The organism is Nonomuraea sp. NPDC050451 (assembly GCF_044458585.1).
The window spans coordinates 22,136-33,396 of the sequence record NZ_JBITHZ010000069.1 but is presented as its reverse complement, the minus strand read 5'-3'; the positions used below and the strand labels follow the sequence as shown (position 1 = coordinate 33,396).

The 11,261-nt window shown below is 67.7% G+C and carries 11 protein-coding genes; 5 read left to right on the top strand and 6 right to left on the bottom strand.

Annotated elements, in window-relative coordinates:
- Window positions 1-252 precede the first annotated feature (252 nt).
- A complete protein-coding gene (locus ACIBI9_RS65770; protein ID WP_397238908.1) occupies window positions 253-1,257 on the bottom strand; it encodes an ArsR/SmtB family transcription factor in 1,005 nt (334 codons plus the stop codon).
- Between the two features lie 198 nt (window positions 1,258-1,455).
- Between ACIBI9_RS65770 and ACIBI9_RS65765 the strand changes: the two genes are divergently transcribed.
- Window positions 1,456-1,989, top strand: a complete 534-nt coding sequence (locus tag ACIBI9_RS65765) for a hypothetical protein (protein ID WP_397238906.1) — start codon at window positions 1,456-1,458, stop codon at window positions 1,987-1,989.
- A 725-nt stretch (window positions 1,990-2,714) separates the two neighbouring features.
- Here the strand turns inward: ACIBI9_RS65765 and ACIBI9_RS65760 are convergent.
- The 5 genes from ACIBI9_RS65760 to ACIBI9_RS65740 all read right to left on the bottom strand — a co-directional run bounded on the left by ACIBI9_RS65760 (window position 2,715) and on the right by ACIBI9_RS65740 (window position 7,251).
- Entirely contained in the window at window positions 2,715-2,939 is a 225-nt protein-coding gene (locus tag ACIBI9_RS65760; protein WP_397238918.1) for a GrpB family protein, read from the bottom strand.
- A gap of 1,187 nt (window positions 2,940-4,126) precedes the next feature.
- Window positions 4,127-4,870 carry a hypothetical protein gene (locus ACIBI9_RS65755; protein ID WP_397238905.1) on the bottom strand — a complete coding sequence of 248 codons (744 nt, stop codon included), beginning with the start codon at window positions 4,868-4,870 and terminating at the stop codon, window positions 4,127-4,129.
- A gap of 486 nt (window positions 4,871-5,356) precedes the next feature.
- A complete protein-coding gene (locus ACIBI9_RS65750) occupies window positions 5,357-5,563 on the bottom strand; it encodes a hypothetical protein (RefSeq protein ID WP_397238903.1) in 207 nt (68 codons plus the stop codon).
- Between the two features lie 60 nt (window positions 5,564-5,623).
- Complete coding sequence (locus ACIBI9_RS65745) at window positions 5,624-6,445, bottom strand: hypothetical protein (protein WP_397238901.1); 822 nt, start codon at window positions 6,443-6,445, stop codon at window positions 5,624-5,626.
- Window positions 6,446-6,657: 212 nt separating this feature from the next.
- Window positions 6,658-7,251 (bottom strand): DNA-binding domain-containing protein, encoded by a 594-nt coding sequence (locus tag ACIBI9_RS65740; protein WP_397238899.1) that lies wholly within the window; start codon window positions 7,249-7,251, stop codon window positions 6,658-6,660.
- Window positions 7,252-7,548: 297 nt separating this feature from the next.
- Here ACIBI9_RS65740 and ACIBI9_RS65735 point away from each other — a divergent pair, with 297 nt between their 5' ends.
- From ACIBI9_RS65735 to ACIBI9_RS65720, 4 genes are all read left to right on the top strand, one after another.
- The gene (locus tag ACIBI9_RS65735; RefSeq protein WP_397238897.1) at window positions 7,549-8,037 is read left to right on the top strand and encodes a hypothetical protein; all 489 of its coding nucleotides are present in this window, start codon (window positions 7,549-7,551) and stop codon (window positions 8,035-8,037) included.
- Window positions 8,034-8,159 (top strand): hypothetical protein, encoded by a 126-nt coding sequence (locus ACIBI9_RS65730; RefSeq protein ID WP_397238895.1) that lies wholly within the window; start codon window positions 8,034-8,036, stop codon window positions 8,157-8,159. Before ACIBI9_RS65735 ends, ACIBI9_RS65730 begins: the two co-directional genes overlap by 4 nt.
- An 80-nt stretch (window positions 8,160-8,239) precedes the next feature.
- The gene (locus tag ACIBI9_RS65725; protein WP_397238893.1) at window positions 8,240-9,427 is read left to right on the top strand and encodes an IS701 family transposase; all 1,188 of its coding nucleotides are present in this window, start codon (window positions 8,240-8,242) and stop codon (window positions 9,425-9,427) included.
- A 293-nt stretch (window positions 9,428-9,720) separates the two neighbouring features.
- A complete protein-coding gene (locus ACIBI9_RS65720) occupies window positions 9,721-11,247 on the top strand; it encodes a tetratricopeptide repeat protein (protein ID WP_397238891.1) in 1,527 nt (508 codons plus the stop codon).
- The last annotated feature ends 14 nt before the right edge of the window (window positions 11,248-11,261 follow it).

Here is an 11,261-nt window from a genome sequence, read left to right as displayed (position 1 = left end):
TTCCTCGACCTGCACTGAATCCACGCGGGCTGAGGCAAAATGCGGCAGCAGTAACTCAAACCCCTGATCTATGCACGCGCACCAGCATCACCAAAACGCACCCCTCGACGCAGGAACAACACGAACCCGGCCGACTCCGCAACAAGATCAGCGCCAGAGCCAGTTTCTGTCAGTGGAAACGACACCCTGGAACGCGGCCTGGCCAAGCCGTATGTGCTGGACGACGCCACGGTGACGCGCGTTGAGCTGGTGTCAGGGCATCAGGCGGGGAGTGTCGTCCTGGTCGAGGAGGGTCAGGCCGGTCTGGGTGGGGTGGTGCAGGACGCTGCCGTGATGCCGGCGTGTGGTGATCAGGCCTGCCTCGCGTAGCACGGCAGTGTGCTGGCTGATGGCCGCCGAGGAGATGTCCAGGCGCCGGGCCAGGGCGCCGGTGGTGGTCACGCCGTCGGCGATGGCGGTGAGCACCAACGCGCGGGTCCGCCCGAGGAGGTTGGCCAGCGCCCGTGTCGACGGGCCGCCCGTCCAGATGCCCGCGGCGTGGTCGACGCCGAGCGCGGCAGGGTAGATCAGGATGCAGTCGGCGGGATCGCCCGGCTCGTACATCACCGCTGGGACGCGCAGGAAGAACGACGACACCAGCAGCAGCCCCCGTCCATCGAGGGTGAAGTCGGCGTCGAACTGGTCGCCTGCATTGACGTGGAGGGTCGGCGGTATCCACCGGATGTTGGGGTGCAGGCTGGACAGCAGTCCGTCGACACCGTGATCGAGCAGGATCGTGCCGCGCTGGGCGCGCTCGGCGTCGAGGTGCGCGCGAATGCGCCGCCAATGCGGGCCGACAGCGGCATGGTGGTACGCCTGCACCGTGGACAGCACCTCCCGCCGGACGTCGAGGCTCTCGACGAGCCCGGCAAGCGCGGTCGGCACGCGCCCGTGATGGCTGGCGTAGAAGTCCAGCTCCGCCCGGACGGCCTGCCGGGGACTGGCCAGGAAGGTCTCGGCGCTCTCGGCCAGGTCGCGGCCCTGCCCGGCGAGGAAGGCCATGTCAAAGCTCGGCGGTCGCGCGGGCGTGATAGCGGCCAGGACCGCGAACCGCGAGTCAAGGGCTTCCCGTACACGACGCCGCCACCCACCGAACATCGTCTCCGCCACCCGCCCGCGCAGCGCGTACAGGCTGAACAGGGTCTCGGCCATGGGACCCAACGTCGGCGCCACCCGCACCCGCGCCAGGTCGTCGGCCGTGAAGTGAATCCTGCGCATCCGCCCCCCATACGCGTCGGCATCGCCGTCACCGCATGCCGCCAAGCGGTCACGCAAGACCCTGAGCGGCATGGTTAAGCCAGGACTTACAAGCTTCGCGGCGCGTGATTTCTTCCTGCGACAGTGAGCGGGCCGACTCTCCGCAGAAGGGACGGCTCGACCTGATGCCGGCCCACGGAATGAAAGGTTCACCTGAGCATGCGCAACCGAATCCGCACCATGTATCTCAACGTTCGGGCGGCATTGGCCGCCCTCGCGACCGCCGTCGTCGGCGTCGGAGCGTTCCTGACTCCGGCCGCGGCGGCTGCCGTCGAGAAGGGCGAATACTGCGCGGTGATTTTGAGTAAGGAACGCGATGCCAACGGGGTCTCCAAGGTGCTCTCGAAGGAGTGCTCGACAGTCTCCGCGGCCGATGCGCATCGCAAGGCTGGAGTCGAGGGTGGTGTATCGATCGCGGCGGACACCAAGCTGGCGTCGCTGTACCGCCATCAGGACTACGGCGACCTGATGGTGGAGCTCTACGGCCAGTACGGTCCGTGTGACCACGAGGGCTATACCTTCATCCTGGACGGCCAGTACGCCTACGCACTCTCATCGGTCATCGGCCACAACAGCTGCACCTGGTCGAAGCTCACGAGCGAGGGCGGGTACTACGAGTACCACGCGCTGCCGGTTCGCAATATCGGCGCGTTGAACGACAACACCAAGGTGATCCACCTCTGGCGCGGCTGAGCCATCCGACGCCGTACGACATCGAGCCGCCGCCCGGAGTTCGACCCGGGCGGCGGTCTCGATGTCTGTCTCAGGTGTGACTTGGATTGCTCTATGGCGTGATTCTGGGATCGCTATTTGGCGTACTTTTCGATCTTCGGAACGGTCTCGACCAGACAGAATCTGGAATCTGTCCGGTCGGGGAGTGATGTTGCCGGCGGGTACCGCTTATGGCTGTCCCTGGGTTCCTCGCCCCCCGGCCTCAGCGCGATGCCCGTGCTGACCTCATGGCGATGAGCCCCAACGCCCCCGGGCAGTCCCGGGGGCGTTGGATTACCTCAACGAGCTGTGGTCGCGCACAAAGTCGTACGCCAGACGCGCCAACGATGCGATCGCTGAAAGCGTCCCCGGTAACCACCACCAGGGGCTACGCGGCTGAGGCTCCTTGTGGGACATACCGGCCCTCCTCTATGCGGGGAAGGCACCGGGCCGAATGCGCGATGCCCCCCGTGCAGAGGACAGCCGTTGAAAGGCTGGCGAGGGTTGCAGCAGTGACGTTACGCGGCCCAGAGCGACGTAAGCAACCTTGATCGGCATACTCCCGCCCGAGCCAAGCATTCGGGGGGATACATGGCCAAGTACACCGCTATCGCCGAGGACATGGCATCCGGCACTGCGCAGAAGACCATCCTGCAGATCACCAACCCGATCGCCAACCCTGGCAGTCACCGCATGAGACGTCCAGATCATGCTGTCGGTCGGATCAGGTGTCGCTCGGGGCCCGATCGCCGGCCGACGCTCTGAGCCCACGCGTCGGCGCGCCGCACGATGTCCCAGACGAAGGGCTCCTTGGCAGAGACATACCGTTGCCGGTCATCGCGGAACTGCCGCGCGCATTGCCGCTTGATCTGGGCGAACTCGGCCGCGGTGACGGGATGGGCACGCAGGTAGTCGCGGAACAGCAGGGGCAGCTGCTGGGAGAAGCTCCCGAGCTCGCGTACGTGAATGTGGGTGCGGCGGCTGCCTGGAGACTCGCGGGAAGTATCGCTTGGTCAGCTCGGGATTGTTCGCACGATGTACCAGATCGAGCCGCTCCAGCGGCCCAGTGGCGGGCGGGCGGATCCTGGTAGCGCAGGTGCGCGGTGAGGATGCGCTGGGCGGTCAGGCGGACCTGACGCTCCTCGTGGAAATCTCGGCCCGCCGGCGCGGAGACGCCGCTGTCAGAGGCGCTTGGTCCGGCGGGCTCGGCCCGGCCGGTCTCGTCCGAGGACGGGGTGTACGGCATCCTGAGATATGCGCAGATCACGTCCACGATGGTCTGCCGTAAGCCAGGGGCGTCCTGGGCGAGCTGTTCCAGGGCGTACAGTCCGCCCAGCCGCACCGGGGCCCGTGCGTTGCCGAGCTGCTCGACGGCCTTGCCGTAGCGGTCGGTCACGTGGCCGCGCTCGCCGAGCTGGAAGGCGCGCCGGGCGGTGTCGGCGTTGCGCGCGGTGTAGATCACAGCGACCAGCGCGGCCAGGCCGGTAGCGATGGCCAGCATGTTGCCACGCACCGCTGCCACCGCCGACGCCCAATCCTTGGCAGCCAGCTCCTTCGGACCCGTTGGCAGTGTCGCTGGAGTCGCTGATGGTGACGCCGGTGGCGTGATCGGTGACGAAGTGATCGCTGGCGCGACACCATCGTCCTGGGTTAGACCATCCACGTTCTCCAGCACCCATACCGCGCCCGGGCCCAACATCAGCCCGGCAACCGCCAGCAGCGAGAGCACCAGTACGAGGATCGAGACAGGCTTCACACCACCACGGTGACCCGAATCGACGTCCACAGCCAGCGATACGCCGCACGGCCCGTTTCTGTCGTATTCCGGTGGCACCCCCAGCACGGCCGCCGCGCGCCGGGCGAGGTCCAACTCGACCACCACGCCGTGCCCGTGCGCGTCGTCGGCGGGCAGCGTGGTGACGAGCCGCCCATCACGGTCGTGGACCTGCCAGCCCCTCAGGTCACAGGCCGCCGCCGAGGCCGACGACCCGTCGTGACGGTCCTGATCAGCACCCGATGCCTCCCGATCGCGGATGCTCTGGACCGCGCTAAAAGGGGGTGAGGGTCCGCGCTGGACGTCCGGGAACCCCGTTTTACTCCTGATAACGTGAATGACGGGCTAGGGGATGGGATGCGTTGACCATGGCGCCCATGAGCCATTCGGCGGATCTCCCGCTCCCCAACTCGTCCACAATTTATTGTCCTTGCTCACGCCGAAGACTTGAATGCGCCCGTCGGTGAGCTGTGCGGCAGTCACGGCCAGGAGCCCTGGCCCGGACCATGGGCCCCATGGTGACCAGGCCGCGTTGGGGTTGGTTGTTTGCTTGTGGCAGCTCTGAAATTCACCGTCTTTGTTGGTGGCGAAAACGACCGGTCGCCCGTCCGCGATGGAACTCGTACACAGGACGCGAGCCGTCCGCACGGGTTCCGGGGACGGAAACTCCTGCCATGGCGTCCAGGCCGCGCTGGGGTCGGAGGTGGCTTTCCACGTGGTGATGAGGCGTTGGCCGTTGGCACCGACGATTTGCAGCCGTCCGTCGCTGAGGCGGAGCACTGCCAGCACACGTGGTCGTGACAGAGTGCCCGTCGTCATCTCCACAGGTGTGACCCAGCCGGAGTCCACGGCGCTGGTTTGCTTCCACGTTGCCATCACGTGCAGCTCGCCTCCGCCGGTGTTGCATACGCCGAACGCATGCAGCCGTCCGTCCTGGAGCACGTCGGCAGCGACGTGGTGAACGTTCGGCGGTCCGAAGCCCAGGACCGTCCAATTGGTCCAGAGGGCGAATGGGGCGGTCGATTCCTTTCTTCTGACGATGCCTTGAACGGCGGTCGGGGCGTCAGCGGATCCGAAGACCTGGAGCACCCCGTTAGGGTATTGGGCAGTGTCGAAGACCCTTCGGGGGCCCATCTGTGGATTGAAGCGTTCCCATGAAGACCATGGTGCGTTCGGAGCCGTGCTGATTTTCCACATGGTCCACACGCTCCCATCGTCTTTTGATGCGAAGATTTGTGGACGCTTATCGCTGTTGGGGCCTGACGCGAGGTGTATGACTGGCATGTGACCCTCCAGAATCGGCCGACGCATAGGCCGGGATCCCATGTGATGCCACAAACACCCATGCCCTCTTAGCGGAGCCATAAGGACGCACAGTGGTGAATTATCCGTAGATTCCGGCACTACATTTGTAAATCTTGAGTGCGAACGTGCCTCGATGGCGTTTGCCTGGACGCAGAGCAGTTGCCGGCCCCACCTCGATACTTCGTGCTCACCGCCGTGGAGTGGGAGATCGGAGGCCAGCGGCCAATGTGCAACTCCTTGGGCCAGGTGGACGCGGACTGTGGGGGCGGGTCAGCTCTCCATCGAGCCGACGTTCGCGGCCACCTTGGCGACCGCCTTTTCGACCGCCTCCAGCGGGGCGGCCAGGCGTTCACGATCGCCCGGTTCCAGGGCGGCCTCGCCGAGCTGGTGCGCCAGCAACTCCAGGTGCGTGGCGAAGCGATGGCAGGCGTCGGCGGCGATGTCGGCCGTGTTCCGGGCCGGGGGAGCGAGGGTCACGACCGTGACGGTACGCCGTGACCCGGGTCGGCGGAGGGGGAATGTGCCTGCTCAGCGGCGTCACAGGTCGACGATCACCTTCGGCCGGGGGTGGCCGACGCCTTCGCAGTCGCCGATGAGGACCAGGTGGAAGGTGGCTTGCTCGTGCAGCTGGGCCGGGTTCACCTCGCTCTGGCGGCCGTGGAAGTACCGGTACAGCTTCACGCGTCCGGCCTGGTGCAGCTCGACCATGGCCCGGCGGGCGGAGTCCGGCGCCAGGTGCAGCTGCTTGGCCAGGCAGGCGTAGGAGGTAACCGGCGGGCCGCCGATGACGCCCGCGGCGCCGGTCCAGATCTCCCGGGCGGTGTAGTCGGTGACGTCGTCCGGGCCGTCGGCGGCGATGACGCCGATGAGGTGTTCGATGCGTTCGGCCCGGCCGGTCCAGTCCAGGGTGTGCTGCTGGCCGGGCTGGAAGCGGGCGTCGGCCCGCTCGAGTTCGGCGACGCGGTCCTCGATGCTGTGGGCGAAGTCGCGGCGGGCCTTCTCCTGATCGCGCAGCTGGGTCACGTCGGCCAGGTAGTCGACTGGCGGCCCGTCCTGGCCCCACTCGTCGTCATCCTCGTCACGGCCGCCGACGCCAAGGGCGGGGCGGTTGCGTTCGGCCTCCAGTTCGGCGACAACCACCCGCTCGACCTCGTCGAAGAAGTCGTTGGCGAGCCGGTCGAGTACCGCCCACACGCGCAGGTAGGCGCGGGCCCACAGCACCTCGCGGGCCTCCAGCGCGGCGTCGGCGGCGCGGTGCAACCGTTCGTAGTCGCGCCGGGTCTGCTCAGCCTCGGCGGCGCTCTGTTCGACGGTGTTCTGCAGCTGGCCGCGCGTGCGGGCGGCCTCGGCGGGCACCACCGCGGCGATGCAGGTGCGGTAACCGCAGGACCTGGGCTTATCTGCTGACGCTGCGGCTTCTTCAGGCGTTGATGAGACTTCAGCGATTCTGAAGGTCTATCGTCCTGGTCGTTCGTCTTGCCGTGATGGTGAAGACGAGGAGGCTGGAGTCGGCGCCGGCGCTGGTGAAGGATCTGCGGGTCGCGCGGAACCTGCCGGGGCGGTCGTCCAGATCACGGGGAAGCTGTCTTCCTCCCCATTGCCGGAGAGCGCGCCCACGACCCAGGCATTGCGGGTGCCCGGCTGGAGGGGCTCGGTGGTTCCCCGCCCGCCGGCCGCAGGCGGCGCGCCCCGTCGGCGCCTTCCCGCGCCGCGGCGGCCGCCGCCGGATCCAGCGCCTCGATCCGCCGCTCCAACGTGCTGCGCGCCGGCACCGGCAGCCCGCCGGCCCGACACCGGCGTACGACCTCCCGGTAGACCACCGCTACCGAGCGCCGCTGCCGGTCCAGATACCGCGAACGGATCACCTCGGCCATCACCGCCTCGACCGCCGCCGGCACCCGGCCGAGTCTCCGGCCGCCGCTGGAGCGCCGGGGCAGCAGATCTGAAACGACGCCCTCACCCGCACGCCACCGCCCCAGCAGCACGTACACCTGGCGCCGTGAAATGCTCAGCTCGGCCGCCGCGGCATCCGCGGCCGCCAACCCCACCCGCGGCCCGGCGGCCAGCCGGCCGATCACCTCCGCCTGGCCTACCGCCACGTCCCACGCCTCATCCGGGGCCGTCAACACGCCCCGCTCGATGATCTGCGCCCGCCCGCCGTCCATGCAGGGACCTCACCGTCGCGCACGCGAGTACGGAACAAATGCACCGTAGCGCAGAGGACTACGAACAAGCCGGTGCTTCACAGTCGTCTGCACGGATGCCCGAAAGCCCAGGACATCCGTGCAGACCACTTCGAAAAGTGACAACGGGTTTCGGGACGATCGTTCCTGCGGAAACGTGATCAGGGCGAAGGCCTTCACGACCGTCCCGCAAACGACCGTTTCGCGTCGTCGTGGTGGCAGGTAACGCGTTCGCTACTTTGGGTCCCGCTCGCGCCAGTTCGGGAGCACTCTGGACGCATGTCGAAGACGACGCCAGGGTCGGCAGGCACACCCGGTTCGCGGCTGTGGCGCGCCGTGGCGGTGATCGCGGTCGTGGTGTTGGCGGCCTCACTCGCGGTGGGGCTGGTCTGGTTCTTCGCCGATCCGCTGCACCTGCCCGAGGACGTGTTGGCAGTGCTGGATCAGCGGGCCAGCGTGGTCGGCATGTTCACCGGCATGGTGGTCGGTGTGGCCGGGCTGGTGGTCGCCGTGGTGGCGTTGCGGGCGCAGGTGCGCGCCGACCGCGCCCAGCCGGCTGCCGTCGCTACACCGGACGCGCCGGACGCTACGCAAAAGACGTTGCCGCAGGTGTCGGCCTCGGGCGAGCGGTCGATCGCCATCGGCGGCGACAACACCGGCATCGTCTCGACCGGGGACGGGGCGCGGAATGTGCAGATGCGGGCGGAGGCCTCGGGCCAGGGCCGGGTGTATCAGGCCGGCGGCGACCAGACCATCAACGAGCGATGAGCATCCCTTCCGCGCCCGATTCTCCAGAGCGGCAGCCGGACATCCAGACGGAGGCCACCGCCTCCGGGGAGAGCCGGGTGTACCAGTCGGCCGGTGGCCAGACCATCAACCACCATTACTAGAGCCTGGTCATGATCCTCGATCTGTTCAGCGGTGTAGGTGTAGCTGAACAATCTTGTCTGACGAGCCCATCGTGGGTGCCATGGACTTACACGCTGTCGAAGCGCTAAATGAGGACCTCACGGAGTTCACCCGTGACATCTTCAAGTACCTCGGCTACCAGGGCCAACGCAGATACGGTCAGCAGTATCTGCGCGGGTTGATGCTGGACGGAAGACGGAAATCGGTGGAGCCGATGGCCAGCCGGTTGGGCCTGCCCCGGCAGAACCTTGGCCACTTCGTCGCTCAGTCCACCTGGAACTACACCGATGTGATGCGGCGGATCGCCGCGCGAGCAGTCGCGGTGATCGATCCAGCGGCGTGGCTGATCGACGACCACCCCTTCGTCCGCTACGGCCACGGCACTGCGGGAGCGATCGTGCAGCACTGTGGCGAACGGGGGCAGCACCTGTGCCAGGTCGCCGTCTCGATGCACGCCGTGTCCGACCTCGGCTCCACCCCGCTGCATTGGCGGCTATTCATCCCGCAGACATGGGCCGACGATCCTGAACGCCGGACCAAGAGCGGCATCCCACCCGCACTCGTGCATCGCACCAAACAGCAGATCGCACTGGAGTTAGTGGACGAGGCCGCCGGATGGGGACTGAGGCCGCCCCTGGTCATCGCTGACAGCGATTACGGCACCAACGTCGCCTTCCGCAACGGACTCACCCAGCGCGATATCCGTTGGCTGGTGGCGGTCAACGGTGACACGACCGTCCTGCCGGCCACCGGAGCGCCGATCAGCCCCTGGGCCAAGCGACGGCCCGCCATCGGAGTCAGCCAACTGGCCCGCGCCAACCAGTACCGGGCCCGCCAGTTCGTCTATCGCCCCAAGACGACGAATCATCCGGCTCGCTCTGGGTGGTTCGTCGCCATCCCGGTGCACATCGCCGGGATCATCGAACGAGGTTATATCGCGACCACCGAGCACCGCCTGCTGCCCGAGCGCGTGTTGCTGGTCCACTGGCGACACCAGCACGACAAAGAGGTGTTTCGCGCCTGGATCACCGACCTGCCCGCCGACACTCCGCTATCGACGCTGGTCAAGCATGCGACCAGCCGCTGGTCCATCGAGACTGACTACCGCGAGATGGAACAGGCCCTCGGCCTGGGCGACTACGAAGGCCGTGGTTACGCCGGATTCCACCACCATGTCACCCTCGTCTCGGCAGCCCACCTGTTCTGCCTGGAACAGCGCCTCAACCCAAAAGGAACGCACACGGCCTGAACCTCTACCAGGTCGTGTCCCATCTCCAGACCACGCTGATCGCCATGCTGTGGCGATGCCCGGCCTGCCACCGTGACTCGCATGACCTCATCGACCCTGGTGGAGGACCATGACCAAGCTCTAATTACCCGCCGAAACCTGAACCGGGGCAGATCGTCGAAGGGGATATCCCGCAATGCCCTCCTGGCTTCCAGCCCCGCCCGCACCTGCTGCAGCAACTGGCCGACCGGCTCGGCGACCTCGCCCCGGGCCAGAGCGGAGACGCGAGCGGGGGAGCGGCAGTGATCTGCGCGATGGCCGGCACCCCGGGGGTGGGCAAGACGCTGCTGGCCGCCTCCTACGCCTGGGCCTGTCAGGCAGAGCGCTGGCCGGTGGTGGCCTGGGTCGCCGCCGAAAGCGCTGACCAGATCGTGACCGGGCTGGCCGCGCTGGCCGAGCGGCTCGGCCAGCGCGAAGCCGATGATGACGCCGCGGCGGCCGCGGCCCGGGCCAAGGTCTGGCTGTCCGCCACCACCCGACCGGCCCTACTGGTCTTTGACAACGCCACCGACGCCGTGGAGGTGCGCCGCTGGTGCCCGGCCACCGGTGCCACCCGCGTAGTCATCACCACCCGCAACCGCGCTTTCCTGCTCGCTTACCGGCCGCTCGACGTCGGCGTGTTCACTCCCGAGCAGGCGGCCGCGTTCCTGCACCGGCGCACCGGCCTGAACGACCCCGTCGGCGCCGCCGAACTTGCCGAAGAGCTGGGGCACCTGCCGCTGGCGCTGGCCCAGGCCACCGCAGTGATCGCACGGCTACGCCTGGACTACGGCGCCTACCTGCGCCTATTGCGTGGGTTCCCGGCCGGCGACTACCTGCCCGCCCACGAGGGCGACGCCTATCCGGTCGGTACGGCAGAGGCGATCTTGCTGTCGGTCACCCAGGCCGAGGAAGCCCTGCCCTTCGCCGGGCAACTACTGCCAATCCTTGCGGTGCTGTCCCCGGCCGGCATCCCGCTGGCGGTCTTCGGCGGCACTGACGGCGACCTGGTGCGCCTCCGGGAGATGCTCGCCGACCTGGCCGACACCAGCCTGATCACCTTCACCGAAGACGGCAGCACTATCGTGATGCATCGTCTGGTGCAACGCGTGTTGCGCGACCGCGCCGCCTATCACGGCGACCTCAACGCCGTCATTGGCCAGGCCATCGACCTGCTCAGTGCCTTCAACGCCACCCTGCCCGACGGCGTCAAGACTTGGACCGCACGTGCCGCGGTTGAGATGCTCATCGACCAGACCGACACCCTCTACCGGCACCTCTCCAGCGATGATGATCTCCCGCCTGACCTGCTGACGCTGCGCGCCTGGTGCGGCCAATACCTGACAGATCTGGCCGATCTCAGCCGGGCCATCCCGCTCTACAAGGCGACGCTGGCCGACTTCGAGCGGGTCCTGGCCGCCGACCACCCCAACACCCTGACCACCCGCAGCAACCTCGCCGACGCCTATCGGGCGGCGGGGGACCTGGAGCGGGCCATCCCGCTGCACGAGGCCACCCTCGCTGACAGCGAGCGGGTCTTGGGCGGCGACCACCCCGACACCCTGACCTCCCGCAGCAACCTCGCCGACGCCTATCGGGCGGCGGGGGACCTGGAGCGGGCCATCCCGCTGCACGAGGCCGCCCGGGACATGTTGCCCAACCCCGCGAACTCGATCACCTCGATCGCCAAGCTGCTCGGCGTCAGCCCAGGGACGCTGTATAACCACATCCCGGACCTGCGGCAACTGCGCGAAAGCGGGCACACCCGAGAGCTCACCAGCGATCAGAGATGGCCAGCGTAGGAAGACGCAACCGA

Coding starts and splice junctions, on each gene's coding strand:
- ACIBI9_RS65770 (WP_397238908.1), bottom strand. CDS start 1,257: ATGCGCAGGATTCACTTCACGGCCGACGACCTGGCGCGGGTGCGGGTG.
- ACIBI9_RS65765 (WP_397238906.1), top strand. CDS start 1,456: ATGCGCAACCGAATCCGCACCATGTATCTCAACGTTCGGGCGGCATTG.
- ACIBI9_RS65740 (WP_397238899.1), bottom strand. CDS start 7,251: ATGGACGGCGGGCGGGCGCAGATCATCGAGCGGGGCGTGTTGACGGCC.
- ACIBI9_RS65735 (WP_397238897.1), top strand. CDS start 7,549: ATGTCGAAGACGACGCCAGGGTCGGCAGGCACACCCGGTTCGCGGCTG.
- ACIBI9_RS65730 (WP_397238895.1), top strand. CDS start 8,034: ATGAGCATCCCTTCCGCGCCCGATTCTCCAGAGCGGCAGCCGGACATC.
- ACIBI9_RS65725 (WP_397238893.1), top strand. CDS start 8,240: ATGGACTTACACGCTGTCGAAGCGCTAAATGAGGACCTCACGGAGTTC.
- ACIBI9_RS65720 (WP_397238891.1), top strand. CDS start 9,721: ATGGCCGGCACCCCGGGGGTGGGCAAGACGCTGCTGGCCGCCTCCTAC.